The sequence below is a fragment of the Novosphingobium lindaniclasticum LE124 genome (assembly GCF_000445125.1).
GTDB classification, from domain to species: Bacteria; Pseudomonadota; Alphaproteobacteria; order Sphingomonadales; family Sphingomonadaceae; genus Novosphingobium; species Novosphingobium lindaniclasticum.
The window spans coordinates 75095-102007 of record NZ_ATHL01000153.1 but is presented as its reverse complement, the minus strand read 5'-3'; the positions used below and the strand labels follow the sequence as shown (position 1 = coordinate 102007).

The following is a 26913-nucleotide window of genomic DNA, read 5'->3' as shown; positions in this document are numbered from 1 at the left end:
GCTCAGGCCGCGCTGTTGGCAAACGCGGCAGGTCCGGTCTTGCCGGAAGCCGCCTCACCGCCGAGCGAGGCCGCGAGCGCCGCGATATCCTCGATAGCGGCGGCCAGTTCCTCTGCGCCTTGCGCCTGTTGCCGCGCGGCGACGCTGGCCTGGCGGGCCGCTCCCGAGGCCAGTTCGGCGGCCGAGGCGATTTGCTCGCTGCCGCTGCGAATTTCCCGGACGGAGCGCAGGATCACCTGCGCGCCATCGCGGATCACCGCATTGCCGCTGCCGGCTTCGGAAAGGCTGCGGCTCATCACGGCGAAACGTTCGATCATCGCGCGATTCCGCCCCGCCTCCGTCTCACCTGCTCCGGCGATCTGCTCGAGGTCGCCGCGCACCAGGGCCAGCTGGTCCTGGATGGCCCGCACCGAAGCCTTGACGTCCTGCGCGTTCGCTGCGGCCTGGCGCGACAGCTTGCGGATGTCGGCGGTCACCGTCGAGAAACCCGCGCCCGCGCTGCCGCTGCGTGTGGCTTCGACAGCGCCGTTGACGGCCAGCATATTGGTCTGGAGCGCCACCAGCGCCAGCCCGTCTCCGATCGTCTCGATGCGGCGGCCGGTGTCGCCCACCCTGACCAAAGCAGAAAGCACCGCCCGCGTTTCGTCTACCGCATTCGCCACGCCGGCCACCAGAGCGGCCACTTGCACGCTAGCGGCGTCGGCGGTGGCGATGACCGCCTGCATTCCCTCGCTGGCCTCCTCCGCGCGCGTCTGCGCGGCCAGGGCGGCATTCTCGATCTGCCCCATGGCGGCGCTAGCCTGGAGCGTGGCGGCGCCCTGGATCTGCGCGCCGCGGGAGATCTGCTCGACCGCCACCAGGATCTGCCCGGCCGCGCCCGACAGCTCTTGCACCGTTGCGGAAAGTTCCTCGGCGGCAGCAGCAATCTGCTCCGCCGCGCCTTCCGCGTCCATCCCGCCGTCACGCCCACCGGACAGGCCCTCCGCCAGTACCGAAAGCTCCTCGGCGGTCTGCCGGCTCTGGTCCAGCGACACCGCCTGCTGCTCGACCGCCTGCCGTGCCTGCGCCGAAGCCGCCGACTGCTGCTCCGCCGCGGCGGCGATCTGCTCGGCGCCCTTCTCGGCCTCGGTCGCGCCCTGGTCCGCCTCGATCGCCGCCTGCGCGATGTCGCGCGCGCCCTTCGCCAGCAGGTTCAGCCGCTCCCGCGCCTGTTGCAGATCCTGGACGAGCGCCCGGCCGCCCTCGACTTGCTCGACCGCGACAGCGGAAGAGCGGCGGATACGATCCGCCACTTGCCGGGTCTCTGCGGCGATCCCGTCACCCAGTTCACGGATTTCGGCGGCGTTGCGCTCGGCATCGTCGGCCAGTTCGCGCACTTCGTCGGCAATGATGGCGAAGCCGCGCCCCACGTCGCCGGCCCGTGCCGCCTCGATCGCGGCATTGAGTGCCAGCATGCCGGTCTGCTCCGACAGATCCGCCACCGTGGTGCCGATGGTGACGATCGCCGCTGCCGTGGATTCGAGCTTCTCCACCAGAGCCACCGAGCCAAGTTGCCGTTCGCCGTTGAGCACGATCGCCGCGACCGAAGCCTCGATCTGTGCCGCCGCTTCGGCGAAGCCGGCCTGCACGCGTTCGACATGGTTCCGGGAGGCCGCGGCCCGCTCGCTGGATTCGCGAAAATTGTCGCGCAGGCTGGCGATCAGCCCCAGCGACTCCTGCGCCGCGCCGGCGGCTTCCTCCGCCGAGACCGAGATATGGTCGGTCGCTTGCTGAAGCTGCGCCGCGGCACTCGCCGCCTCGGCCAGGCCGCTGGCCAGTTCCTGCGTCGCCTCGTCCAACCGGTCCATCGCGGTGACGGGCCGCCTGCGGGCGCGCACCGGAGCGGGACTCGGCGCGGCAGCTCGGGCCGTCTCCGCGGTCTCCACACCGGCCTTGGCAGCGGTCTTGCGGGCGGCGAGCGCCGATTTCTTGACTAGGGACATGAAAGACCTCGCAGGAGAAGAGCCGCTCGTGATGCTCACGGCATATGCGCAAAACGGGGCCGCCATCAAGCGCGCTGCGCCTGCCCTCTCACGTCCGGCAGGGGAGAACCGCATCGGCGGGCGGAACGCGGCCGCCCCGCCCGGCGTTTGCGGATCGCAGGCATCAGGCGAGGCAGCGAATGACCAAAGAGTTCAAGAAGGGCGACAAGGTCGAGTGGAACACCAGCCAGGGCAAGACCCACGGCACCGTGGAAAAGAAGCAGACCTCCGAGACGCACATCATGAAGCACAAGGTCGCCGCGACGCCGGACGATCCGCAGTACATCGTCAAGAGCGCCAAATCCGGCAAGAAGGCGGCGCACAAGCCCGAGGAACTCCGGCGCAAATAGGGACGCGGCAGGAGCGCCGGATCTGGCGCCAAATCCCCTTGCAGGAATAGATCGGGAGCAATTTCGCGGCGACAGGCGTTGTGCCGGGCAGGAGAAGGAGCCCGTTAGATGCCGCCCGCACCGCAATTCATCACGACCGCCCGCCGCGAAATCCTCACCCGCCCGGTCCTGTCCCTCGTCCAGCCGGCGCTACCGGCACTCTCCGCCACCGAGAACGAGGCGATCGACGCCGGCAACACATGGTGGGATGCGGCGCTGTTCACCGGCAACCCCGATTGGGAGCAACTGCTTGCCGTCCCGCCCGCCCGATTGACCGAAGAGGAACGCGCTTTCCTGGATGGCCCCGTCGATACGCTCTGCGCCATGATCGACGACTGGCGCATGACCTGGGAGACGCACGACCTGCCGCCGGAAGCCTGGGACTACCTCAAGCGCGAGAAGTTCTTCGGCATCATCATCCCGAAGGAACACGGCGGCCTTGGCTTCTCGAACTTCGCGCATAGCGAGATCGTGCGCAAGATCGCCACGCGATCGGTCTCGACCGCGGTCACGGCCATGGTGCCGAACTCGCTGGGTCCGGGCGAACTGATCCTGCGCTTCGGCACCGAGGCGCAGCAGGAACACTGGCTGCCTCGCCTGGCCGATGGCCGCGAGGTTCCCGCTTTCGGCCTCACCAGCCCGGAAGCCGGTTCGGATGCTGCCGCCATGACCGACGAAGGCGTGGTCTGCCGCGGAGAATGGCAGGGCGAGGAGGTGCTCGGCATCCGCCTCAACTGGCACAAACGCTACATCACGCTCGGCCCGGTCGCGACGATCCTCGGCCTCGCCTTCAAGCTGCGCGATCCGGAACACCTGCTGGGCGGACAGGACGAGATCGGCATTACCGTGGCGCTCGTCCCCACCGACCTGCCCGGTGTCACCATCGGCCGCCGGCACATCCCCTCCATGCAGACGTTCCAGAACGGCCCCAACGAAGGCCGCGACGTGTTCATCCCGCTCGAAAACGTGATCGGCGGGCCGGAGCGCGTCGGCCAGGGGTGGAAGATGCTCATGAGCGCGCTGGCGGCGGGACGCGGAATCTCGCTGCCCTCGCTCTCGGCGGCGGCGGGCGCTTTCGCGGCGCATACGACCGGCGCCTATGCGCGTGTGCGTTCGCAGTTCAACCTGCCGATCGGCAAGTTCGAAGGCATCCAGGAGCGCCTCGCCCGGATCGCCGCCAATGCCTATCTGCTGGACGGCGCGCGGCGGCTGACCTGTGCGGGTCTCGACCAGGGCAACCACCCCGCCGTCATTTCCTCGATCCTCAAGCTCCATGCCACCGAGCGCATGCGCGTCGTCATCAACGACGCCATGGACGTCCATGGCGGCAAGGCCATCATCGAAGGTCCGCGCAATTACCTCGGCAGCCAGTACCGGGCGATCCCGGTTGGCATCACGGTGGAAGGGGCGAACATCCTCACGCGCAGCCTGATGGTGTTCGGGCAAGGCGCGATCCGCTCGCATCCCTACCTGCTGGAGGAAATCCGCGCCGTGGGCGATGCCAATCGCGGGCGGGCGCTGGCGAATTTCGACCAGGTGCTGTGGAAGCACGTCGGCCATGCGCTCAAGACGGCGATCCGCGCTTTCGTGCGGAACTGGAGCGGCGGCGCCTTCGCGCCCGCGCCACGGGCCGGGAAGGCCACGCGCTATTATCGCCAGATGAGCCGCTATGCCGCCGCCTTCGCCTTCGCTTCGGACATCTCGTTCCTGACGCTGGGCGGCGAACTCAAGCGGCGCGAACTGCTCTCGGCGCGGCTGGGCGACGTCCTGTCCGAACTCTACCTGTTGTCCGGGGCGCTCAAGCGCTGGGAGGACGAGGGCCGGCAGGACGACGATCTGCCCCTGCTCGCCTGGTGCATGGAGAGCGGCTTCGCCACGATCGAGCAGCGCTTCGCGGAGATCATCGCCAACTTCCCGGCTCGCCCGGTCGGCTGGATGCTGCGCCTGTTCATCCAGCCTTTCGGACGCCGCCGCAACGGCCCGTCGGATCGCACCATTCGCCAGTGCGCGGAGATCCTGATGGAACCCTGCCCGGCGCGCGACCGCCTGATCGACAACGTCTACATCGGCGGCGCCGACGAGGCGGTCGGCCGCCTCACCGAAGCCTTCCGTCAGACCGTGGCCACCCAGCCGCTCCATGACCGCCTGCGCAAGGCGCGGGTCCGCGATCCCGAAAAGGCCCGCGAGCAGGGGCTGATATCGGCGGAGGAACTGGACAGCCTGCGCGCCGCCGACGCGGCCGTGGCGGAAGTGATCGCGGTGGACGATTTCGCTGCGGACGATCTCGCCCGCAGCGGCGGGCAGCGAACCGGCGACAACCCGGCCGGCATCGGAAACGCTGGGGACACCCGCATCACCGAGCCCGCCGAATGAGCCGCCCGGTCTATATCGTCGACGGCGCCCGCACCCCGTTCCTGAAAGTGCGCGGCGGCCCCGGCCCGTTCACTCCGGTCGATCTTGCGGTGCAATGCGGCCGCCCGCTGCTGCTGCGCCAGCCTTTCGCCCCCACCGATTTCGACCAGGTGATCCTGGGCTGCGTCAACGTCATCGCGGACGAGGCCAACCCCGCCCGCGTCGCCGCCTTGCGGCTTGGCTGCGGAACGCAGACCAGTGCCTTCACGGTGCAGATCAACTGCGGCTCCGGCATGCAGGCAATGGACACCGCCTATCGCTATATAGCGGACGGCGGCAGCGACCTGATCCTGGCAGGCGGCGCGGAAGCGCTGAGCCATGCGCCGCTGGTGCTGCGGCACGACGCGGTGGAATGGCTGGCGCAGATGCAGGGCAACAAGGCCGGGCCGCTCGGCGCGTTCAAGGCGGCAAGCCGGTTCCGGCCCGACTTTCTGAAGCCGATCGTCGGCCTGGAGCGCGGGCTGACGGATCCGATCACCGACCTCGGCATGGGCCAAACCGCAGAAATCCTCGCGCACCTCTTTTCGATCTCGCGCGAGGCGGCGGACCGTTATGCCGTGGAAAGCCACAAGCGGCTCGCGAAAGCGCATGCCGAAGGCTGGCTGGACGGCGAACTCGAACCGGCCTTCGCACGGGACGGCACCGTCCACGACCATGACGACGGCGTGCGGCCGGATAGCGACACGGCAAAGCTGGCGAAGCTCAAACCGGTCTTCGAGCGCCCCTACGGAAAGGTCACCGCCGGCAACAGCTCGCAGATCACCGACGGCGCCTGCTGGACGATCCTGGCATCGGAAGCGGCGGTGGAGCGGCACGGCCTCAAGCCCCGCGCGCGCATCGTCGACAGCCAGTGGTCGGCGCTCGATCCTTCGATCATGGGCCTGGGCCCGGTGCTCGCCTCCACCGAACTGCTCAAGCGCAACGAACTCTCGCTGGAATCGGTCGATCTCTGGGAACTCAACGAGGCCTTCGCCGTGCAAGTGCTGGCTTGCCTTGCCGCCTGGCAGGACGAGGGTTTCTGCCGCGAAGTGCTCGGGCTGGACGGCGCTGCAGGCACGATCGATCCCGCGCGGATCAACGTGGACGGCGGAGCGATCTCGCTCGGCCACCCGGTCGGCGCCAGCGGTGCGCGCATCGCGCTCCACCTGGTGCAGGCCATGGAGCGGCTCGGCAGCCACCGCGGCATCGCCACCGAATGCATCGGCGGCGGCCAGGGCGGCGCCATGCTGATCGAACGCGCTTGAAGGAGGCCACGATGAACGATCCCGCCTGGACCTATCTGGCCGACCGCGACCTGACGCTCGGCCCCGTATCCCGAGTTGAGCCCGGCGAATTCACGCACTGGCGCACCTCGCGCGATCAGGACGGCGTGTTCTGGGCCGTGATCGACCAGCAGGGCAGCGGCACCAATACGCTGTCGCAGGCGGTGCTGGAGGAATTCTCCCGGATCCTGGACCTGATCGAGCAGCGCATGCCCAAGGCGCTGGTGATCCGCTCCGCCAAGCGCGACGGCTTCCTCGCGGGGGCGGATATCGCGGAGTTCCGGGACGTCGACGACGAGGCGGCGATCCGCGAAAGAATCGCGGCGGCGCACGGCGTTGTGGACCGGCTGGCGGCGCTGACCATTCCCACCATCGCCATCATGCACGGCTATGCCCTGGGCGGCGGGCTGGAAATCGCCCTCGCCTGTAACCAGCGCAACGCGGTGGACGGAACGCGTTTCGGCTTTCCCGAAGTGCAGATCGGCCTTCACCCCGGCCTCGGCGGAACGGCGCGCTTCACCCATCTTTGCGATCCGATCGAGGCCATGAGCTTCATGCTCACCGGCAAGTCGATCCACGACCGGCAGGCGAAGCGCATGGGCCTTGTCGATGCCGTAGTGCCGGAACGTCATGTCGAAGCGGCGATCGCAGCAGCCGTGCGCGGCGATCTGGACCAAGCGCACCAGGGCCTGGTCGGCCGGATCAAGGATAGCGCCCCCGCCCGCCGGCTGGCCGCGCGGCAGATGCGCGCCCAGGCGGAAGACCGCGCACCGTCCCGGCATTATCCGGCGCCCTACGCGCTGATCGACCTCTGGGAAGAACATGGCGGCGACCTGGACGCGATGAAGCAGGCCGAAATCGCCTCCTTCGCACGCCTCATGCTCACCGATGCGGCGCAGAATCTGATCCGCGTGTTCTTCCTGCGCCAGAAACTCAAGGATCTCGCGGGCAAGGACGCGGGGATCGCGCAAGTCCATGTCATCGGCGCAGGAGCCATGGGCGGCGACATCGCCGCCTGGTGCGCCTGGAAAGGCCTGCGCACCAGCCTGTCCGACGTCAGTGCCGAGGCGATCGGTGCCGCCGTGGGCCGTGCCGCCGCGCTCTACGAGAAGATCGCGCACGGCGACCGCCTGAAGATCCGCGACGCGCTCGACCGCCTGATCCCCGACACGGCGGCCCTCGGCGTCACCAGCGCCGATCTCGTCGTCGAGGCCGCGCCCGAAAAAGCCGAGCTGAAACGCAAGCTCTACGCCGATGCCGAGCCGCGCATGAAGCCGGGCGCGATCCTCGCCACGAACACCTCGTCGATCCCGCTGAAGGAACTGCGCGAAGGACTGGAACGTCCCGAGCGCCTGATCGGCATCCACTTCTTCAATCCGGTTTCCCGGCTCGATCTCGTCGAAGTCGTGACCCATGACGGCACCGACGAGAAAGTCGCGGCCCGGGCGCGCGCCTTCGTCGGCCATATCGGCAAGCTGCCCGCAGCGGCGGGAAGCGCGCCAGGCTTCATCGTCAACCGCGTGCTCACGCCCTACCTGGCGGAAGCGCTCACCCTGATGGACGAAGGCGTCCCGCCCGAGATCATCGACAAGGCCGCGACCGATTTCGGCATGCCGGTCGGCCCGCTGGAACTGGCCGATCAGGTCGGCCTCGATATCGGGCTTGCGGTGGCCGAAATGCTGAAGCGGGAACTCGATTGGCCTATACCGGATGCGCCTCAGTGGCTGAGGGACAAAGTGAAAGCCCGCGAACTCGGCAAGAAGACGGGCAAGGGCATCTACGTCTGGAAAGACGGCAAGGCGGTGAAGGGCCATACCGCCAAGCGTGCGGCGGAGACCTCCAACATGGATCTGGCGGATCGGTTGATCCTGCCCATGGTCAACACCGCCGTCGCCGTCCTTCGCGAAGGTGTGACCGACGATCCCGAGGTGATCGACGCGGCGATGATCTTCGGCACCGGCTTTGCGCCGTTTCGCGGCGGGCCGATCCACTATGCGCGCCAGCGAGGCGCGGGGGAGATAGTCTCGGCCTTGAACGACCTCGCGCGCAGGCATGGGCCGCGCTTCGAACCCGATGCAGGTTGGTCCGAAGGGGGCCGGTTCGAGGAGGATGGCCCCATCGCGCATGAGACGCCCTGAAGTGACGACCTGCCTTTCCGATCCTCATGAGATCGCGGATCGCATCATCGCCCACACCGGCGGCAGGATCGTGCTGGGACTGCCGCTCGGGCTCGGCAAGTCGCCCCATGTCGCCAACGCCTTGTTCGAACGGGCGCGATGCGATCCGGCGATCCGGCTCCAGATCTTCACGGCGCTGACCCTCGAGCCGCCCCCGCTCAAGTCCGACCTGGAACGCCGCTTCCTGGAACCGGTCTTCGCGCGGACCATGGGCGGCTATCCCGAATTCGCCTATGCCGCAGCCCAGCGCGCGGGCGACATGCCGCCGAACGTCGAGGTCAACGAATTCTTCTTCCAGGCCGGCAGCCGCCTGGGCAATCCCGACGCGCAGCGCAGCTATATTTCCGCGAACTACACCCATGCCGTGCGCACCCTGCTGGACCAGGGCGTGAACGTCATCGCCCAGATCGTCGCGCGGCGTGGGGACCGCTTTAGCCTGAGCTGCAACAGCGACATGACGCTCGACCTGCTGCACGCCCGCGAAACGGGCAAGGCCGGCTTCCTGCTGATCGGCCAGGTCAACGACGAACTGCCGTTCATGACCGGGCCGGCCGACCTGCCCGGCGATGCCTTCGCCATGATCCTCGACAGCGCGGAAACCCGGTTCCCGCTGTTCGGACCGCCGAAGCAGCCGGTCAGCGCGGCGCAGCACGCCATCGGCGTCCATGTCGCCTCGCTGGTCAAGGATGGCGGATCGTTGCAGATCGGCATCGGCGAGATCGGCGATGCCGTGGCCCACGCGCTGATCCTGCGCGAGCAGCGTCCGCAGCACTTCCGCAGCGCCATCGATGCCCTGCTGGTTGCAGGCCAGGTTCGCCCGCCGGTCGAGACCGGTGCGTTCGGCCGGGGGCTCTATGCTCCCACCGAGATGCTGGTGGATGGCTTCGTGGAACTGATCCGCGCCGGAGTGGTCAAGCGCGAGGTGCACGGCGCAGTACTCCACGGCGGGTTCTTCGTCGGCCCGCGCGCCTTCTACGCCGCCTTGCGCGATATGGACGAGGCAGCGCGCGGGCGCATCCAGATGCGCGGGATATCCTACGTCAACGCGCTTTATGGAGACGAGGAGGGCAAGCGCGCCGCGCGCGTAGACGCCCGCTTCGTCAACAGCGCGATGATGGTGACCCTGCTCGGCGCCACGGTATCGGACGGGCTGGAGGACGGCCGCGTGGTCAGCGGGGTCGGCGGCCAGTACAATTTCGTCGCGCAGGCCATGGAGCTGGAGGGCGCCCGCTCCATCATCACCCTGCCTGCCACACGCCTGCACGAAGGCGTACTGCAATCGAACCTGGTCTGGAGCTATGGCCATGAGACGATCCCGCGCCATCTGCGCGACATCGTCGTGACCGAATATGGCGTGGCCGACCTTCGCGGCATGAGCGACGAGAGGGTGATAGGGCGCCTGCTCGCCATTGCCGACAGCCGCTTCCAGGACGACCTGCTGGATGCCGCGCGAAGGGCCGGGAAGATCGACCCGGAATGGCGCATCCCCCCGGAATGGCGCGGCAACCTGCCCGAGCGGATCGCCGGGGCCATAAGCAAGGCGGCCTTCCCCGCCTATCCCTTCGGCACCGACTTCACCCCCGTCGAGCAGCGCCTGCTGCCCGCCTTGCAGCACCTTGCCGAAAGCGACGGCAAACCGGGTACGCTTGCCGCCCTGGCCGCGCGCGCCATGCGCGGCCCGGCCGCGACACCGGATGAAAAGGAAGCTCTGGCGCGCATGGGACTCGGCGATGTGCAGGGTCTTCGGGAGAGAACCTACCGGACGCTGATTCTCGGCGCTCTACGCGCTTTGCCGTGAGAGAGATCGCGAACGACGCGTCAGCGCCTCATACGGCCTTGCCCGTTCACCCCGTCGGGCCGCCCGGTCGCGCCGCCCGGTCGCGCCTTGGCCACGGCGCCCTGAAGCTCGGGAAAGCATTCGCGCGCCAGGGTCTTCCACATGGGCTCGATCGCGTCGCGCCAGTCTCCGAAGCCGTAGAGGACCAAGGTTCCGTCGTGCCGCGCCTCGAACGACATGAGCGGGCGGCTTGGGGCGTCGGCTTCTTTCGCGAGGCGGAAATTGACCTTGCGCCCGGAATCCACCGAGAGGTTTTCACTCACCCCGACATCGTCGAACTCGGTTTCCACGCAGGCGGCCACCTCGCCGATCGGCCGGTCGGACCGTGCCTTTATCGACGAAGGTGCCAGGGGCGTAGCTGCCGAAAGCAGAATGGCGGCGAGAAACATGGCCGGTTGATACCACGAGTGGACAGATGGCCCAAGGGCCGCCGTCCATGGGATCAGGATTCCCGGCCGAAGAAATGGTCGATCACGTCCCGCGCCAGTCTGGCCGGCTTCAGCGTGTCGGCATCGAGGCAGCACCAGCTGGATTTGACCTCGGCCAGGACGTCCTCGCCGCGCTTGATGATCGTTTCATAGAAGGCCCGCGCACCCTGGACCTTTTCCAGGAGGACGGTGGCGATCACGTCGTCACCCAGGAACGTGGGCTTGCGGTAGGTGATCTCGTGCTTGAGCGCGACCCACAGATGTTGGCCGACGACTTCGGTGGGCGCAATGGCGCGCCAATGGTCCAGCACGGCGTCCTGCACCCATTTGAGGTAGCTGGCATTGTTGACATGACCCATGAAGTCGATGTCGGCAGCATCGACGCCGATGCGGAAGTCGTGGGGAATCGCGGTGCTCACGGGATGACTCTAGCAGAACTGCGGCGCGCGCAGCAGACAAATCTCGAAGGGTCCGGATAGACGCCGATTGTGGCGGGACCGCGACAGCCCGAACCGCCGCGCAAGGCGGCGATCCAGACTGTCGGAGCCACATGGTATGGCTCGGGCTCAGAGCGACTTGGCCATGTTGAGGTGCGCCGTAACCGCCGGCACCATCTCCTTCGCGAAGGCCTTGAGCGGCGCGGAATCGCCGTTCGCCGCATAGTCCTTCAGCTTGTCCAGCGTCATCTGGTGGGCGTCGACTTGGGCCGAGGCATAAGCCTTGTCGAAGTCGGCGCCCGACAGGTTCCTGAGCGTATCGAGCTTCTGCTCCTGCGCCTCGGTGAGGCCCGCGTCAGGGGTGATCGAAGGCGAGAGCTTGTCGGTGACGCCCTTCAGCTTCTGGGTGGACTGGGTGTGCGCCTCGATCATCTTCTCCGCGAAACGCTTCACCTCGGCAGACTGTCCCTTGGCGACGGCGAGCTTGGAGGTCTCGATCTCGTAGGCGTCGCTGGCGGCAGCGGTGTTGGCAAAAGCCTGGTCCGGGCTTTGCGTGGCGGTGGGCATGACGCCGTCCGCACCCGGATACGCACCGGCGACCGCGCCCGAGGCCGGTGCCGTGGAAACTTCGTCGGAGGCTGGGGCCTCCTTCTTGCAGGCCGCAAGCGCCAATGCTGCAAATGAGACGGCGAAAAGTACCCGATGCTTCATGGTGAATTCCTCTTCCTCGCTACGCTCATTCGTGAACCAACTTATACGCCGCGCGTTCCCGGACAGACTGCTCCCGGTCGCACGGATCGCGGAGCGTCTCGTCCTGTCAGGAGCACGATAATGGGAATCCTCGGAAACATCTTCGACAAGGTCCTCCATCGCAACAAGGCGAAAGCCGCCCCCGCGCCCGCCCCATCACCGGCCCCGACGCAGGCCCCGACACAAGCCGCGCCTGCCCCGGCTCCTGCGGCCTCCACACCGGCACCGCAGCAGGCGACCGAAACCGTCGACGTCGGCCAGGTGCTCCAGGAAATGGCTTCGCTGAAGGGCGACGGCGGCGGCAACTATCAGAGGTCGATCGTCGATCTGCTGAAACTGCTCGATCTCGATTCCAGCCTTGCGGCGCGCAAGGAACTGGCGGACGAACTCGGCGTCCATGTCGCGGCGGACGGGTCGGCGGAGCAGAACATCGCTCTGCACCGCGCCGTGATGGACAGCCTTGCCAAGAACGGCGGCGTGGTTCCTGACAGCCTCCGCCAATAAGCCTCCAATCCCGCCAAGATGCCGGATTAGCAAAGCTAACCTCGGTTAATGCGGGGAGCCGATTTAAAGCTACTGCTTCCCCCCCAGTAGGGGAAACCGCAGTGTCCCGCGGTTTGGGTCAGGCCGGCAAAGTGCCAGACGCGCACTTTGCCGGCCTGTTTCATGAACGGGAGCCCTCACCTCAAACAGGATGACCGCGTCAGCAGCCCGGCGAGGCATGCGCTTGGCGATGGCCCCGCGAGCACCGGGATGTCGTGGGCAAGGATCTTCTCGCGCAGGGCGGCCGCGAGGATGGCCTCGGTGACGTCCACGTCGCGCTCGGCGAAAGCCCCCTTGAGCACGGCGATCATGGCGTTGGTGGACGGTTCGGCAGGGTCCGATTTCCGCGCGCGAGGGCCTTGAACGACAGGCGCGCTACCTCCTCTTCTTCGACAGGATCTGGCCAAGCGAACGCCCCCGCACACCATAGGGTTCAAGCGACCTTGCATGCGCCGCGCAGCTGGCCGGCTCACCTGCTCGGGAACGCGGCACGCAGTTCGCGTCTTCTAGAAGGGAAGGAGAGAGGACATGGCCGAATACGAACCCGAAGATTCCCGCAACGTCACCGGAACTGCCTCCACGCCTGACGGGCGCTGGACCAACCGTAGCGGCAAGCCGCCCCAGGGTGTGCCGCAAATGGATCCGGCCCACGCCGGGGAAGCGGAACGCGAGCCCAAGGAGGACGAGCGCCTGAACCCCGGCGCGAATACGCAGGCGACCGGAGGCGCGGGAGCCGACCGCGACAAGCCGCAGCAGCCCTGACCCGCTCGGGCGGGGAAGTCCGCGGACGAGCGCAGCAATTATTTGTAACGGTGCAATCGCCCTTTCGGGGTGAACCGAGCCGCCCCTGACGCGTTGGTCCCGCACGTGTCAGGGGGAATGGCGTCTTGCGAAAGTTCATGGCCGGAGGTGTCCTTGCCGTTTCGGCACTGGTTCTGACCGGCTGCAACAGACATCAGTCGGCACTGGCCCCGTTCGGGCTGGAGGCGCGTTCGACGCTCGGCCTGACCGTCGTGCTGACGATCGGCGCCGCGGCCATCGCGCTGGCTGTCGCGGCGATCTACGTGGCTGCGGCGCGTGCGCCGGAAGGCAGGCTGTCCCACAAGGGCGGGATGCGCCTGGTGCTCTGGCTGGGTGCGATCATCCCGACGGTGGTGCTCACCGCGCTGCTGCTTTGGGCGCTGCCGGCAATGCGCCCGCTTCCGGCCGAAGCGGGCGATCTGCGCATCCGCGTGGAAGGCGAACAGTTCTGGTGGCGCGTGGCCTACCGACCGCCCGGAGCCCCTCCCCTGTTTTCCGCCAACGAAGTGCGCCTGCCGGTCGGCCGAACCGTGGTGTTCGAACTCGCCGCCACGGACGTGGTACACAGCTTCTGGATACCTGGTCTGGCGGGCAAGATGGACATGATACCCGGCCGGACCAATCGGCTGGTGGTCAAGGCCGACAAGCCCGGCACCTATCGCGGAGTTTGCGCTGAGTTCTGCGGGCTGAGCCACGCGCTGATGGCGTTCGACGTAATCGCCATGGAGCCCGCCGCCTTCGATGCCTGGCTGGCCGCCGCGCGCACCGCGCCGCCCCGCCCGCAGGACCGCGGCGCGGCGCTTTTCGCCCGGGAGGGCTGCGCGAGCTGCCACGCCGTCGCGGACAATGGCACGCGCGACATCGGTCCCGATCTCACCCGCTTCGGCGAGCGCCTGACCCTCGGCGCCGGCATCCTCGCCCCCACGCCCGAGAACACCGCCGCGTTCATTCGCGACCCGCACCGCTTCAAACCCGGCGCGCGCATGCCCGCCTATGCCCATCTCAGCGAGGACGAAGCCCTTGCGCTCGCCCGCTGGCTGAAACGAACGAGCCCGGAGGAGGGACGATGAGCCTGCACGATCAGGACGATCCCGCCCTGCGCGCCGCCCAGGAACAGCGGCTGCGCGCCGTATGGGAGCCGCCCAAGGGGCTGTTTCTGCGCTGGAGCGACACCAACAACAACCAGGTCGGCAAGTGGTACGTGCTGACCGCCTTCGGCTTCATGCTTTTCGCGGGCGTGCTGGCGCTGATCATGCGTACACAGCTGGCGGCGCCGGACAACGACCTTGTCGGCCCCGGCACCTTCAACCAGCTCTTCACCCTGCACGGCTCGGTGATGATGTTCCTCTTCGCGGTGCCGATGTTCGAGGCGGTCTCGATCATCCTGCTGCCGCAGCTTCTCGGCGCACGCGACCTGCCGTTTCCGAGACTTTCCGCCTTCGGCTACTGGTCGTTCCTGCTGGGCGGCGTGTTCGTCTCGGGCTCGATCTTCTTCGACGCCGCACCGGACGGGGGCTGGTTCATGTACCCGCCGCTGACGACGCGCACCGACCTCTCCGGCCTGGGCGCCGACATCTGGATGCTCGGCCTCTCCTTCATAGAGGTGTCGTCCGTCGCCGCCGCCGTGGAACTGATCGTTGGCGTGCTCAAGTGCCGCCCGCCCGGCATGCGGCTCAACCTCATGCCGCTCTACGCCTGGTATATCCTGGTGGTGGCGGTGATGATCCTCTTCGCCTTCCCGCCCCTGATCGCAGGCGACGTGCTGTTCGAGATGGAGCGCCTGCTCGACTGGCCCTTCTTCGACGCCGCGCGCGGCGGCGACCCGCTGTTGTGGCAGCACCTGTTCTGGATCTTCGGCCATCCCGAAGTCTATATCGTCTTCCTGCCCTCGATCGCGCTCTTCGCCATGCTGGTGCCCACGTTCGCGCGGCGCCACCTGCTCGGCTATCCGTGGATCGTGCTGGCGGCGGTGGGTACGGCATTCCTGTCGTTCGGCCTCTGGGTCCACCACATGTTCGCCACCGGCCTGCCGAAGATCAGCCTCGGCTTCTTCTCGGCCGCGTCGGAGGCGGTGGCGATCCCGACGGCCGTGCAGATCTTCGTCTTCATCGTCACCCTCTGGGCGGGACGCGTGGTCTGGTCGACGCCGCTGCTCTACGCGACCGGAAGCCTGGCGATCTTCGTGATCGGCGGGTTGACCGGCGTGATGGTGGCCCTCGCCCCGTTCGACTGGCAGGCGCACGATACCTACTTCGTCGTCGCCCACCTGCACTACGTGCTGATCGGCGGCACGCTGATGCCGCTGTTCGCCGGGCTCTATTACTACTGGCCGCTGGTGACCGGCAAGAAACTGTCCGACCGGCTGGGAAGGATCGCCTTCTGGCTGATCTTCGTGGGGGCCAACCTGTGCTTCTTCCCCATGCATCTCTCGGGCCTGGAGGGCATGCCGCGCCGCGTCTTCACCTATCCCGAGGAGCTTGGCCTGGGCGGGCTGAACCTTGCCTCCACCATCGGCTCCTTCATCATCGCCGCCGGCGTCGCCGTGATCGTCTTCGATCTCTGCCGCTCGCCCTGGCGCAAGCGGGCGCCGCGCAATCCCTGGCAGGCCGGAACGCTGGAATGGCTCGCCCTGCCGGAGGACGAGAATTGGGGCATCCGCTCGATCCCGCTGATCGAGAGCCGCTATCCGATCTGGGACCAGCAGGACTTCGTCCGCAAGGTGGACGAAGGCCGCTACTTCCTGCCCGATGCCGAGGAAGGCCGGCGCGAGACCATCATCACGTCCGTACTCGACGCTCGCCCCGTCTCGGTCATCCGTCTCGGCGGACCGGGATGGAAGCCGATGCTCACCGCGCTGGCGCTGGGCGGCGTATTCATCCTGACCACTTATCACCTCTACTGGCCGGCGCTGGTCTGCGGCGTGGTCACTCTGGCCATGGTGCTCTGGTGGCTCTGGACGGGAACGGCGGAAATCCCCGAGAAGCCCTGCAAGCCGATCGGCCACGGCATGGAACTGCCGCTCTACATCTCCGGCAGCGCCTCGCCCGGATGGTGGGCGATGTTCATCACCATGATGGCCGATGCCACCGCTTTTTCCGGGCTGGTCTTCGGCTACTACTTCTTCTGGACCCGGCACGAGGCCTTCCCCCCGGCGGGGATGACCGCCGCACCGGGCATGACATGGCCCATGGTCGCCTTGGCCCTTGGCCTCGCGGGCTGGCTCATGACCGTTGCCGCGCGCGAGATCCATACGCGCGGCGGAGTGGGCACGGCCCGCCTGTTGCTGGTCGGCGGTCTGGCGACCAGTATCGCCGGCGTGCCGGCCGGGCTGGCGGGGCCATGGCTTTCCGGCATGGACCCGACCGCCCACAGCTATCCGGCGATCGTCTGGACGCTGGCGATCTGGACCTGCCTCCACGCCGCCGTCGCCGCGATCATGCAGGCCTACGTCCTCGCCCGCAGCCTGGCCGGCCGGATGACGCCCCATCACGATGCCGACATCCGCAACGTGACTGTCTACATGCACTTCTTCGCCCTGACCGTCGTTGCCGCCTATGCCACGATCGGCCTGTTCCCGGAGGTGGCATGAGCGACGAACGGCGCAAGTGGCACGAGCGGCTCAACGTTACGCTTTGGACCCTCATCATCCCGCCCACCGTCTGGGCGGGGCATTTCCTGTTCTCCTATCTCTGGGCAGCGATCTCCTGCGCCAAGGAGGGCGCTTTCGCCAAGTTTCCCACGCTCTTCGTTGCCGGCACGGTGCTGGCGCTGGCGATCATCCTGCTCTCGGGCTGGATCGCCCACCGCCAGACCGGCATGCGCGGAGACTCCCCGCCCCACGATGAAGGCACCGAAATCGACCGGCTGCGCTTCCTGGCGAAGTCCACGCTGCTGCTGGCGGGCCTGAGCTTCGTAGGGGTGCTGTTCACCGCGCTGCCGGTCGTCTTCATCGGAGATTGTCGATGAATCGGACGACGAGCAGGACTGCGATCCTCGTAGCCGGGGTGCTCCTGCTGCTGGGCTATGCTGTTTCCGGCATGGGCATGACCGGCCACATGACCGGCCACATGGTCGCGGTGGCCGTGGCCGCGCCATTGCTCGCCTTCGGGCTTATCGGTAGCACTCTCGATCCCGCGCGGCGCTGGCCCCGCGCGGTGACGCCCATGGCGATGATGATGCTGGAACTGGTGGCCGTGTGGTCCTGGCATCTTCCGGCCTTGCGCCGCGCCGCCGATACTCTCCCGCTTCTCGCCGCTGCCGAGCACCTGACATTCCTGGCCGCCGGGCTGCTCCTCTGGAGCGCGGCGATCCACGCGCCGAACCGCGCCGCCGGTATCGGCGCGCTGCTGTTGACCTCGATGCACATGACCTTGCTGGGCGTGCTGATAGGCCTTGCGCCCCGGCCGCTTTATGCCTCGGGGATGGCAGGGCACCACCACACCGCACCGTTCGGGCTCGATGTCCTGGCCGACCAGCAGCTCGGCGGCGTCGTCATGCTGGTGATCGGCGGGCTCAGTTACCTGCTGGGCGGTCTCGCCCTGTTGGCGGGCCTGCTGAAAGCCGAACCGGAAACCGCGCCATGACCGTGAAACTGACTCTCAAGCGCCTGATCCTGGGCGCGCTCGCCCTGGCCGCCCTCGGCATGGCGTTCGCCTGGTCCGGGTTGTTCCCGATCGCCGCTTCGTCCGGCCACTGGGCAATAACCGACTGGTTCCTCCACTGGACCATGCAGAACTCGGCCCGCACCTACAGCGCGTTCCAGACGCCCGAACATGTGCGCGAAGACCGCGCCCTCGTCAGTGCCGCCGGTCATTTCCATCAGTCCTGCGAGGTCTGCCACGGCGCGCCCGGAGTGCCGCGTTCGCCGGTAATGCAGGCGGCGAGCCCGCCCGCTCCGGATCTCGCGAAGACCGTCGGCGACTATAGCGACCGCGAGCTGTTCTGGATCGTCCGTCACGGCGTGAAATATACCGGCATGCCCGCCTGGGCCGCCGAAGGCCGGGACGACGAGGTCGGCCGCATGGTCGGCTTCCTGCGCCGCCTCCCGGCCATGGGCGCTGCCGAATACAGCCGTCTGGTCGGGCCGCAACGCTTGGCGGGCAGCGCGGCCGGTGGCGATTCCCTGGCCCGCTGCACGGGCTGCCACGGTGTCGACGGGCGCGGGCGCGGCCAAACCGACATACCCGTGATCGCCGGCCAGAAGCCGAACTACATCCTCAAGAGCCTGCAAGATTTCGCCGCGGGAAAGCGCCGCAGCGCCGTCATGCAGGCCGCCGCCACGGGCCTGAGCGAAGCGGAAATGCGCGAGGCCGCGCGTCACTTCGCCAGCCAGCCCGGGCTGACGGACTCCGCATTGCCCGCCAGCCACCCGATCGTGGCCGAGGGGCTGCGCGGCGAGCAGCTTCCCGCCTGCCGCCAGTGCCATGCTCCCGGCAAAGCCGCGCCCCTTCTGTCGGGCCAGCGCCCGGAATACCTCGCCGCCCGCTTGCGGCAATGGCGCGGGGATGAAACCGTCGTGGACGCCCGCAAGCCCCGCGATCCCATGGCGACCATCGCCCGCCGCATCCCCGAAGCGGACATCGACGCTCTTGCCCAGGCAGCGGCTGCTCCGGCACGCTAGGACATGACGAAAGGCAGAGAGACCATGACCGACCGCGACCATCAGGATGAGGTACTGGATTTCTGGTTTCGCGAACTCACCCCGCAGGACTGGTTCGAAGCCGCCGAAAGGCTCGATCCCCTGGTTACGGAGCGCTTCCGGGAGCTTCATGCCCAAGCATCGCGCGGTGCGCTTGACGGCTGGGCGGAAACACCGCGCGGCCGGCTGGCGCTGATCCTGGTGCTCGACCAGTTCTCCCGCCATATCCATCGCGGCTCAGCCGGGGCTTTCGCGAGCGACGAGAAGGCCCAGCGCCTCGCCATCGACGGGATCGCGTCGAAAATGGACGAGGTCCTGTGCTTCTCGCAAAGGCAGTTCTTCTACATGCCGCTGATGCATGCCGAAGATCCCGCCGTTCAGGCGATCAGCGTGGAGCGCTTCGAAGCCTTGCGCGATTTCGCCGAGGAACTTCTCGGCTTCGCCACCGGCCATAGCGCCGAAATCGCCAGGTTCGGTCGGTTCCCGGCACGCAATTCCGCGCTTGGGCGGAAATCGACCCCGGCCGAAGCGAACTATCTGGCAAACCGAAGCGCCTAGTTGCGCAGCATGCTCCAGTCGTCATCGGCGCCCTTGTCGCGCAGCACGTCGAGCGCGGTCTGGACGTGGATCGCCGCCAGATCCTGGCCGCAGGCGTCCAGACGACCTACCGCCTCCTGAAGCAGAGCCGCGATGCTGCGGAGTTCAAGAACAAGCTGCTCCTGGTTGGTGAGTGCCATACCAAACCGTCTCTCCCCTCATCCCGATATCAAGCTAAGGGATCGGCGGGAGTTCACAAGTACAAATACGAATGATCCTCAGGGTAATCAGGCGATGCAGGCCGCGCGCTGGAGATAGTCCTGCATCAGGGCGGCGCCTTTTTCGGTGAGGCCCAGTTCATCCTTCGCCCCGGCGCCCCCGCGGCGCAGCCATACGAGCCCTTCCAGTTCGAGGATCTGCTGCCAACGCTGCGTGATTTTCGGTCCCGGTCCCGGTAAACGCAAAGGGCGGCCGCCGCCCTGGGCCGCGTAGAGATCCATGAGGATATCCCAGGCCGGATCGCCGAAGAAATCCACGCCGAACAGTTCGTTACGAAGATTTCGGCATTCGCAGATATGTTCGGCCAATTGGGTGAGGTGGTGCTGCGAAATCGGTTCTCGCTGGCCTTCGTCGGTCTTGTCGTCCTCCAGTTTCCTGGCCATCGCCCCGCCTTTCTGATTCCCCAAGTCCCGAGATAGCGCAGGTGCGCATGCAGCAAGCCTCAAGGACTGACAACGGCGCCATCGCCATCGATGGCGCCACTTCAAAAAGTTAATCCAGGATAAAGTAATCTACAATGGCTGTCCGCGATAGCGGCTAGGCGTCACTCCCACCAGGCGCTTGAACATCGTCGAGAAATTGCCCGGCCCGTCGTAGCCCAGGTCCAGCGCGATGGCGGTCACCGAATCCCCGCTCGCCAGCCGGGGCAGCGCCACGGAGAGGCAGGCCTGTTGCCGCCATTCGGCGAAGCTCATGCCGGTCTCGCGCCGGAACAGGCGGGTGAAGCGGCGGCGATTCATCGCCAGGGCGTGAGACCAATCGTCGATCGTTTCCCCGGCACGCGGGCTTTCCAGAAAGCGATGGCAGCGCTGCGCCAGTGCGGCATGGCGCGGAAACGGCACGAGGATCGGAATGACCGGCGCCTGGCAGATCTCGGCCACGAGCAAGTCCATCACCAGCCCGTCGCGCCCGCCCTCGTCGTATTCGGCGGGAACTTCGGCCGCAGCGACGAGCAACTGGCGCAGCAGCGGAGAAACGGCGACGACGCGGCAGGTCTCCGCCAGTCTGGCACTTGCGGACTGGTCGATCAGCACGCTGCGCGTCTGCACCGCGCCGACCATGCGCACCGAATGCGGCGTGCCGGCGGGGATCCACACGCCGCGTTCGACCGGTGCCACCCAGGCCCCGCCGGGCGTGCTGACGGCCACGACACCCCGCGCCGCGTAGAGGAACTGGCCGCGCCGGTGGCTGTGTTCCGCCAGTTCGAACGAGGTAGGATAATCGTTGCCGATGCCGACCACCGCGCGCGGCACGTTCTCGTAATCGTCGGGATGACGGTGCTGGATCATATGTCCCACCTGCATGAATGAATGACCCATAATCCGAAGCGGGACGTAGAGAAAGCGATTACGGGGCAAGTCCGATGCAGGAGATAGGCAAAATGTCAGCGAGCGCGGCTCAGAGGCCCGGCAACCGGGCTGTCGATGGAACGGTGTTCGGCGTGATCGTCGCGATCAGTTTCTGCCATCTCCTCAATGACATGATGCAGTCGCTGCTGCCCGCGATCTACCCCGCGTTGAAGACCGATCTAGGGCTGAGCTTCGGCCAGATCGGGCTGGTGACGCTCGCCTACCAGATCACCGCCTCCATCCTTCAGCCGCTCATCGGCCTCTATGCGGACAAGCGACCGACGCCGCTCGCGCTGCCGGGAGGCACGCTGTTTTCGCTGGCCGGCCTGACCGTCCTCTCCGCCGCGCACAGCTACGGACTGGTGCTGGTGGGCGCGGCGCTGCTGGGCATGGGATCCTCGGTATTCCATCCCGAATCCTCGCGCGTCGCGAGAATGGCGGCGGGCGGACGGCACGGGCTGGCGCAATCGCTGTTCCAGGTCGGCGGCAATGCCGGTCAGGCGCTGGGTCCGCTGGCCGCCGCTCTGGTGGTCGTGCGGTGGGGCCAGTCGAGCCTGGCGTTCTTCGCCCTGCTGGCGCTGCTTTCCGGTGCGGTGCTGTGGAACGTGGCGGCCTGGTATCGCAGCCATGGCCTGTCCCGCCTGGCATCGGGCGGCAAGGGCGCGCAGGCCATCGCTCTGCCCAAGGGCCAGGCGGCGCGCGGCATCGCGATCCTGCTGGCGCTGATCTTCTCGAAGTACGTCTATCTCGCCAGCCTGACCAGCTACTTCACCTTCTACCTGATCCAGCGGTTCGGCCTTTCGGTGCAGAATGCGCAGTTCCACCTCTTCGCCTTCCTGGCGGCCGTCGCGGTCGGAACCATCATGGGCGGCCCGCTGGGCGACCGGTTCGGGCGCAAGTACGTGATCTGGTTTTCGATCCTGGGCGCACTGCCCTTCACCCTCCTGCTTCCTTATGCCAGCCTGTTCTGGACCGGCCCACTCACCGTGGCGATCGGCCTGATCCTGGCCTCCGCCTTCCCCGCCATCGTCGTGTTCGCGCAGGAACTGGTACCCGGCAAAGTCGGCATGATCTCGGGCCTGTTCTTCGGCTTCTCGTTCGGCATGGGAGGCCTGGGCGCCGCCGGGCTCGGCTGGCTGGCAGACCACACGAGCATCGAGACGGTCTACCGGATCTGCGCCTTTCTTCCCGTGATCGGCCTGCTGACCGCTTTCCTGCCGCGCCTGTCGGCCTGCTGACCGCTTTCCTGCCGCGCCTGGAGGACAAATAGGCTACCGCCGCCGTGCCGCCGCGACCAGAGCGTAAGTCGTCACTCCGCTGAGGGCCAGCGCGATCGCGAAGCCCGCGATCGCGCCCCATTTCGCGCCCTCCGGCCCTGCCAGAAAGCCGCCAAGCGCAAGCCCGGCGAGGGGAAGAACAATCAGGGCAAGGCAGCCGATCGCGAACATAGGTCATCTCCAAGGCCGGCCCTAACCCGCCGGGGCTCCGGCGTCACGCGCCGTGCCCGGGACATCGTGCCGCACCCGGTGGCCAAACGCTCTATGGCGTCCCGCGCGAATCTGGACCACAAGCGCGCCATGTCGCGACCCCGGATCAAAGTGTTCTTCGACGGCGGATGCCGCCCCAACCCCGGCGCGATCGAAGCCGCCGCCGTGATACGCGGCGAAGCGCACGTCTTCGCGGACCTCGGCCACGGCACCAACCACGACGCCGAGTGGACGGCGCTGGTCAAAGCGCTCGACCTGGCAACCTCGCTCGGATTCCGGGACATCGAACTCATCGGCGATGCCCTGCCCGTCGTGCGCCAGGCGAACGCGGCGCTGAAGCGGGGAAGCGCGCTCGACCGGCATGAAGCGGCATTCCTGGACCTGTGCCGGGATGCGCCGCCGGGGCGCATCCGCTGGATAAAGCGGGAGCAGAACCTCGCCGGGATCGCCCTGGCCCGGCGCCATCCGCGCTAGGCGGGGGGCGCCAATCCCAGGAGATCCTCTACCGCGCGGGCAAGGTTGTGCGAGGTGTAAGGCTTCTGGACGACGATACGGGAGCGGTGCTGGTCGGGAAGCTGGGCCTGTTCGCCGTATCCCGTCGCGAAGAAGAACGGAACGCCCGCGTCCGCCAGGCGATCGGCCACGCCGAAGCTGGTCTGGTCGCCCAGGTTGATATCGAGGATCGCGAGATCCGGCATGCGCGCGTCCAGGGTGCCATGCGCGCCTTCCGCGCTCGACGCCGTCTCGATCTCCGCTCCGAACCGGCCCAGAATGTCTTCGGCGTCGAGCGCGATGATGAGGCTGTCCTCGACGATCAGCACCGACATGCCCGCCAGCAGATCATGCCTGATCGGTGCCTTCGACACCGCCGGCCCGTGCGAGATCCGGCGCGGGGTCGGCAGGGTGATGCTGGTGCCCTTGAAGCTGCGCTGTTCGGAAAGGTGACGCGCCGGAATGCGGAACGTGGCGCGCACGCCGGCCGGATCGTACTCGATATCGGCCGAGCCGCCGAGGTCGTAAGGCACCGATCGCTTGATGATGGTCGTTCCGAAGCCTTTGCGTGTCGGCTGCTTGACCGGCGGTCCGCCGCTTTCGGTCCAGGTCAGGACAAGATCGTCGTTGTCGGCGCGCTTCCATGCGATTTCGACGATACCGTCGCCGGACAGGCTGCCGTACTTCGTCGAGTTGGTGACGAGTTCGTGAACCACCAGCGCCATCGAAGAATAGGCCTGCGGATTGAGCAGGATCGGCGGCCCTTCGTAGTGGATCGAACTTTCCTTGTGCGCCGCGAAAGCGGCCGATTCCGCGTCGATCAGCGCCTGTAGCGGCGCCGGTCCCCAATGGTCGTCGGTGATCTGGTTATGCGCGCGGGCCAGCGAATGGATGCGACCATCCACCACTTCCACGAATTCGCGCACCGCTTCCTCGTCCGGCTGCGATTGCCGCACCAGGCCCCGGATCACGCCGAGGATGTTGCGAACCCGGTGGTTGAGTTCGGCAATCAGCAGTTCCTGACGGGCGTTCGCCTGCTGGCGCTGCGCCGCCGCTTCGTCGGCCAGGCGCAGCACGACCTCGATCAGTGTCGCCCGCAGCGTCTCCGCCACCCGCAATTCCGGCTGGAGGAACGGGCGGGAACGGCCTTCGACCTGCTCGTTCCATTCCGCGAAACTTTCACGCGGCGTCAGGCGCGGACCGTTGGGGCCATACTCGACCGGCTTGTGCGGATCCCCGGCCCAGCGCACCGATTGCCGCATTTCCGAGCGGAACAGCACGACATAATCGCGGGGCGAGCGCGAAATCGGAATGGCCAGCAAGCCGGACGCTTCCTTGGCGAAGCTCTCCGCGCCCTTTACGAGGGAACCGATATTGTCCGTCGTGAACACCTTGCCCGCGGCCGTAGCGTTCAAGGCGCGGACGATGGCGCGGAAGTCCTCGCTGGGCGGGGTCGTTCCCGAGAAGGCGTAATTGCCGTTGATCCACACGCCCACCCCGTCGGCGGGGATCGCGCTCATCAGGATGTCGGCCAGCCAGTCCGGATCCTTGAGCAGCGTCTCGTCCGACGCCACGGCGCTCAGCAACTGGTCGGAGATGTCGCGCGCACGCCGCTCGTACTCGGCCATTTCCCGCCGCTCGCGGCTTTCCAGGCGCAGGGAGAACATCTGCGCGAAAAGGTCGCTGACGGAGCGGCGCTCGAACGTCGGCGAGATTGGGGAGTAATGGTGGCAGGCGAAGAGACCCCATAGCTCGCCGTCCACGACGATGGAGATCGAGAGCGAGGCCCTCACCCCCATGTTCTTCAGATACTCGAGGTGGATCGGCGAGACCGATCTCAGCACGGAAAGCGAGAGGTCGAGCGACCGGCCCATGGCATCTCGCTGCGGGACGATGGCGATGGGAACGGCTTCCACGTCGTGAATGACGCGCAGCAGGTTGCGCTTGTAGAGTTCTCGCGCCTGGCGGGGAATGTCGCTGGCGGGATAGTGCAGGCCCTTGAACGACCCGATCCCGGCCTTGCACGCTTCCGCCACCACTTCGCCGGCACCGTCGGGCGCGAACTTGTAGACCATGACGCGGTCGTACCCCAGCAGGGCGCGGACCTGCCGCGCGCCTTCGCGGTAGAACGAGGCGAGATCGGGCCGCGTGTCCAGCCGCGCCATCATCGCACGGACCATGCCGGTGGTATCCCCGCTGGTCTGGGAACCGGGCTCGAACTCCAGGATGATCTGCCCCTCGGAAAGATGGAGCGCGACATCGTAGTACCGGCCGCCTTCCGCCAGTTGCACGCCGAACATGCGCTCCACCGAGTCCGGCGAAACGAGATAGGCCATGCGGTTGCGCAGATCATGGATCAGCGAGGGGGAAATGAATTCAGCGAAAGGCTGGCCGACCATCGCCTCCGGCTCCGCGCCCAGCAGCTCTGCGATATTCGCCGAGACGCGCGAAATCACCCAGTCGGTGCTCAGCGCTATCAGAAAGCCCACGGGCTGGATGGCCCCGAGCAGATGGATGGGTTCGCGATCGCAGTTGGTCAGATCGACCGTCATACCAGTATTCGTCACGCCGCCTCTTGATCTTCGTCCATCTGCCGGATTGCGGGGGCGTTATGCCCCCGGCGGCGCTACAATTCGACATTAAACGAACGAGAGCGGCGCAGGTTTCTAAGCCCGCACGAATGTGTGGCATTCGCCTCCCGACGGGGCGGGAAGCGGCGGATCCGGCTGCGGTCAGGCGGGCTGACTTGCACGGGTCTCCGCGAGGGTAGGCTCCGGATCCCCCAGATCGAGATAGGATCCGTCGAACTGGGCCACCGCCATCATCTCCTTCAAAGAGGGAATCACGAGGCGCTTGGTTCTCAGTTCGATGAGACCCCGGCGGCGCAAGTCCTGGATCACCCGGTTGGTATGGACCTGCGTCAATCCGCAGGCTTCCGCCACCTGGGTCTGGGTCAGGGGACACGAACAGGCGCCCTGAACCGCCGCGCCGATCTTCTCCTGCCGCAGATAGAGCTCGCACAGGAGATGCGCGACGCGCTCCCGTGCGTCCATTTGACCCAGGATGGCGGTCCATCGGCGCTGGATCGACAGTGAGAGCATCTGGTTGCGCCAGAAGCTGCGGGACAGCCGCGCATTGCCGGTCAGCAAAGTGCGGAACTCCAGCTTGCCGACGATCGCGACCGTCAGGCTGGTGAGCGCCATGATCGACTGCTCCACCCGGGAGCGGGAGCTGAGATCGCTGCAGCAAAGGTCGCCCGGCAATCCGAACGCGACGATCTGCCGCCGCCCGTCCGCAAGCTGGATGGTCTGTTCCGCCCAGCCGTTGACGATGATGAGGATATGGGCCGTGCAATCGCCCTGATTGAGGACCATCTGACGCGGCCGATAAGTCCGCAGCCTCTGCAGGCCTGCAAACTCCAGAAGAAAATTGTCCTGTCGGCGGCCTTGCTGACGCTCTTGAGGAAGGACCGACTGCTGTTGTGCGAACTGCATGAGATCTTCCCGAATCGTTTACGGCGAATGAACAGAGTTCCATTCCGGCACACTTCGGACATTCACCTGCGTTAGGCCGAACCGGGTTTTTACTTCGGCTGGGCGTGTATGACGGTCGCTTGGGCCAGACCGAAGCGGAACTGCCGATTTTTCGGACGCAGGTAGATCTGCGAGACAAAAAACAGCGCAGGATAATAAATCCCAAGAGTATCGACGCCGAGAAAACGGGATGGAACCTGCGCGAGCGGCGCCGCTTCTTTCTCCAGGGCGAGCGCTGCCAGAACTTTTCAGCGATACCGCATACCAGGAGAATTTCGATGATCGACAAGAGGAACAAGAATGCCGACCAACCCAGCACCCGCCGCAAGGGTAAAGCCGGCATTTTCGTGGTGGTACTCGTTCTCGCGATCATCGCCGCGATCTTCATCGGCTACAATATCTGGCACATCCAGACCGCGCCGGTGGACGGGCGGGGCGGAACCGAGCAGCGCAAGGGGCTGAACGCGGATTCTCCGAAGTAACAGGGCGGGGAGGACAGGACGGATGATCTCGACCCGGCCCCGGAACGCCGCCGGACCGA

The 26913-nt window shown here is 66.9% G+C and carries 27 protein-coding genes; 16 read left to right on the top strand and 11 right to left on the bottom strand.

Annotated features, from left to right (window positions below; genetic code table 11):
- Positions 1 to 2 precede the first annotated feature (2 nt).
- Positions 3 to 1982 (bottom strand): methyl-accepting chemotaxis protein, encoded by a 1980-nt coding sequence (locus tag L284_RS46035; RefSeq protein WP_021236216.1) that lies wholly within the window; start codon positions 1980 to 1982, stop codon positions 3 to 5.
- Between the two features lie 179 nt (positions 1983 to 2161).
- Between L284_RS46035 and L284_RS46030 the strand changes: the two genes are divergently transcribed.
- From L284_RS46030 to L284_RS46010, 5 genes are all read left to right on the top strand, one after another.
- Entirely contained in the window at positions 2162 to 2371 is a 210-nt protein-coding gene (locus L284_RS46030) for a hypervirulence associated TUDOR domain-containing protein (RefSeq protein ID WP_021236215.1), read from the top strand.
- 108 nt (positions 2372 to 2479) lie between these two features.
- Positions 2480 to 4783 carry an acyl-CoA dehydrogenase gene (locus L284_RS46025; RefSeq protein WP_021236214.1) on the top strand — a complete coding sequence of 768 codons (2304 nt, stop codon included), beginning with the start codon at positions 2480 to 2482 and terminating at the stop codon, positions 4781 to 4783.
- Positions 4780 to 6066, top strand: a complete 1287-nt coding sequence (locus L284_RS46020) for an acetyl-CoA C-acetyltransferase (protein WP_021236213.1) — start codon at positions 4780 to 4782, stop codon at positions 6064 to 6066. Before L284_RS46025 ends, L284_RS46020 begins: the two co-directional genes overlap by 4 nt.
- A gap of 11 nt (positions 6067 to 6077) precedes the next feature.
- Complete coding sequence (locus L284_RS46015) at positions 6078 to 8222, top strand: 3-hydroxyacyl-CoA dehydrogenase NAD-binding domain-containing protein (RefSeq protein ID WP_052018466.1); 2145 nt, start codon at positions 6078 to 6080, stop codon at positions 8220 to 8222.
- The gene (locus L284_RS46010) at positions 8209 to 10059 is read left to right on the top strand and encodes an acetyl-CoA hydrolase/transferase C-terminal domain-containing protein (RefSeq protein ID WP_021236211.1); all 1851 of its coding nucleotides are present in this window, start codon (positions 8209 to 8211) and stop codon (positions 10057 to 10059) included. The genes L284_RS46015 and L284_RS46010 overlap by 14 nt, the downstream gene beginning before the upstream one ends.
- A 20-nt stretch (positions 10060 to 10079) precedes the next feature.
- On the opposite strand, the gene L284_RS46005 is transcribed toward L284_RS46010, so the two are convergent.
- The 3 genes from L284_RS46005 to L284_RS45995 form a co-directional block, all read right to left on the bottom strand.
- Positions 10080 to 10487, bottom strand: a complete 408-nt coding sequence (locus tag L284_RS46005) for a hypothetical protein (protein ID WP_021236210.1) — start codon at positions 10485 to 10487, stop codon at positions 10080 to 10082.
- A gap of 53 nt (positions 10488 to 10540) precedes the next feature.
- Positions 10541 to 10945, bottom strand: a complete 405-nt coding sequence (locus L284_RS46000) for an acyl-CoA thioesterase (RefSeq protein ID WP_021236209.1) — start codon at positions 10943 to 10945, stop codon at positions 10541 to 10543.
- Between the two features lie 147 nt (positions 10946 to 11092).
- Positions 11093 to 11674 (bottom strand): DUF4142 domain-containing protein, encoded by a 582-nt coding sequence (locus L284_RS45995; RefSeq protein ID WP_031343273.1) that lies wholly within the window; start codon positions 11672 to 11674, stop codon positions 11093 to 11095.
- Between the two features lie 120 nt (positions 11675 to 11794).
- On the opposite strand from L284_RS45995, the gene L284_RS45990 reads away from it, so the two are divergent.
- On the top strand, positions 11795 to 12217 hold the full coding sequence (locus L284_RS45990; RefSeq protein WP_021236207.1) for a DUF3597 family protein: 423 nt from the start codon (positions 11795 to 11797) through the stop codon (positions 12215 to 12217).
- Positions 12218 to 12393: 176 nt separating this feature from the next.
- On the opposite strand, the gene L284_RS48325 is transcribed toward L284_RS45990, so the two are convergent.
- On the bottom strand, positions 12394 to 12567 hold the full coding sequence (locus L284_RS48325) for a hypothetical protein (RefSeq protein ID WP_021236206.1): 174 nt from the start codon (positions 12565 to 12567) through the stop codon (positions 12394 to 12396).
- A 217-nt stretch (positions 12568 to 12784) separates the two neighbouring features.
- Between L284_RS48325 and L284_RS45985 the strand changes: the two genes are divergently transcribed.
- The 7 genes from L284_RS45985 (at position 12785) to L284_RS45955 (ending at position 19253) form a co-directional block, all read left to right on the top strand.
- On the top strand, positions 12785 to 13018 hold the full coding sequence (locus L284_RS45985) for a hypothetical protein (protein ID WP_021236205.1): 234 nt from the start codon (positions 12785 to 12787) through the stop codon (positions 13016 to 13018).
- Positions 13019 to 13155: 137 nt separating this feature from the next.
- The gene (coxB, locus tag L284_RS45980) at positions 13156 to 14127 is read left to right on the top strand and encodes a cytochrome c oxidase subunit II (protein WP_021236204.1); all 972 of its coding nucleotides are present in this window, start codon (positions 13156 to 13158) and stop codon (positions 14125 to 14127) included.
- Positions 14124 to 16646, top strand: coding sequence for a cytochrome c oxidase subunit I (gene ctaD, locus L284_RS45975; protein ID WP_021236203.1), 2523 nt, complete (start codon positions 14124 to 14126; stop codon positions 16644 to 16646). Before coxB ends, ctaD begins: the two co-directional genes overlap by 4 nt.
- Positions 16643 to 17023, top strand: coding sequence for a membrane protein (locus L284_RS45970; RefSeq protein WP_021236202.1), 381 nt, complete (start codon positions 16643 to 16645; stop codon positions 17021 to 17023). Before ctaD ends, L284_RS45970 begins: the two co-directional genes overlap by 4 nt.
- Positions 17020 to 17640, top strand: coding sequence for a cytochrome c oxidase assembly protein (locus tag L284_RS45965; protein WP_021236201.1), 621 nt, complete (start codon positions 17020 to 17022; stop codon positions 17638 to 17640). Before L284_RS45970 ends, L284_RS45965 begins: the two co-directional genes overlap by 4 nt.
- Positions 17637 to 18677 carry a c-type cytochrome gene (locus L284_RS45960; protein WP_021236200.1) on the top strand — a complete coding sequence of 347 codons (1041 nt, stop codon included), beginning with the start codon at positions 17637 to 17639 and terminating at the stop codon, positions 18675 to 18677. The genes L284_RS45965 and L284_RS45960 overlap by 4 nt, the downstream gene beginning before the upstream one ends.
- A gap of 24 nt (positions 18678 to 18701) precedes the next feature.
- Positions 18702 to 19253: a DUF924 family protein gene (locus tag L284_RS45955; protein WP_031343271.1), complete on the top strand. Its 552-nt coding sequence runs from the start codon at positions 18702 to 18704 to the stop codon at positions 19251 to 19253.
- Here L284_RS45955 and L284_RS45950 read toward each other — a convergent pair.
- The 3 genes from L284_RS45950 to L284_RS45940 form a co-directional block, all read right to left on the bottom strand.
- Positions 19250 to 19432: a hypothetical protein gene (locus tag L284_RS45950; protein ID WP_021236198.1), complete on the bottom strand. Its 183-nt coding sequence runs from the start codon at positions 19430 to 19432 to the stop codon at positions 19250 to 19252. The genes L284_RS45955 and L284_RS45950 overlap by 4 nt on opposite strands.
- A gap of 87 nt (positions 19433 to 19519) precedes the next feature.
- The gene (locus L284_RS45945) at positions 19520 to 19894 is read right to left on the bottom strand and encodes a hypothetical protein (RefSeq protein ID WP_021236197.1); all 375 of its coding nucleotides are present in this window, start codon (positions 19892 to 19894) and stop codon (positions 19520 to 19522) included.
- Between the two features lie 129 nt (positions 19895 to 20023).
- Positions 20024 to 20800, bottom strand: coding sequence for an AraC family transcriptional regulator (locus tag L284_RS45940; protein WP_021236196.1), 777 nt, complete (start codon positions 20798 to 20800; stop codon positions 20024 to 20026).
- Positions 20801 to 20892: 92 nt separating this feature from the next.
- On the opposite strand from L284_RS45940, the gene L284_RS45935 reads away from it, so the two are divergent.
- Complete coding sequence (locus tag L284_RS45935) at positions 20893 to 22098, top strand: MFS transporter (RefSeq protein WP_031343270.1); 1206 nt, start codon at positions 20893 to 20895, stop codon at positions 22096 to 22098.
- Between the two features lie 33 nt (positions 22099 to 22131).
- Here L284_RS45935 and L284_RS48480 read toward each other — a convergent pair whose 3' ends face one another.
- Positions 22132 to 22308, bottom strand: coding sequence for a hypothetical protein (locus L284_RS48480; RefSeq protein WP_021236194.1), 177 nt, complete (start codon positions 22306 to 22308; stop codon positions 22132 to 22134).
- A gap of 93 nt (positions 22309 to 22401) precedes the next feature.
- On the opposite strand from L284_RS48480, the gene L284_RS45930 reads away from it, so the two are divergent.
- Positions 22402 to 22821, top strand: coding sequence for a ribonuclease HI (locus L284_RS45930; protein WP_021236193.1), 420 nt, complete (start codon positions 22402 to 22404; stop codon positions 22819 to 22821).
- Here the strand turns inward: L284_RS45930 and L284_RS45925 are convergent.
- Both L284_RS45925 and L284_RS0125090 read right to left on the bottom strand, forming a co-directional pair.
- A complete protein-coding gene (locus tag L284_RS45925; RefSeq protein ID WP_021236192.1) occupies positions 22818 to 25391 on the bottom strand; it encodes an HWE histidine kinase domain-containing protein in 2574 nt (857 codons plus the stop codon). The genes L284_RS45930 and L284_RS45925 overlap by 4 nt on opposite strands.
- 180 nt (positions 25392 to 25571) lie before the next feature.
- Positions 25572 to 26333, bottom strand: coding sequence for a Crp/Fnr family transcriptional regulator (locus L284_RS0125090; protein WP_021236191.1), 762 nt, complete (start codon positions 26331 to 26333; stop codon positions 25572 to 25574).
- A 119-nt stretch (positions 26334 to 26452) separates the two neighbouring features.
- Here L284_RS0125090 and L284_RS45920 point away from each other — a divergent pair, with 119 nt between their 5' ends.
- Positions 26453 to 26854: a hypothetical protein gene (locus L284_RS45920; RefSeq protein ID WP_021236190.1), complete on the top strand. Its 402-nt coding sequence runs from the start codon at positions 26453 to 26455 to the stop codon at positions 26852 to 26854.
- Positions 26855 to 26913 lie beyond the last annotated feature (59 nt).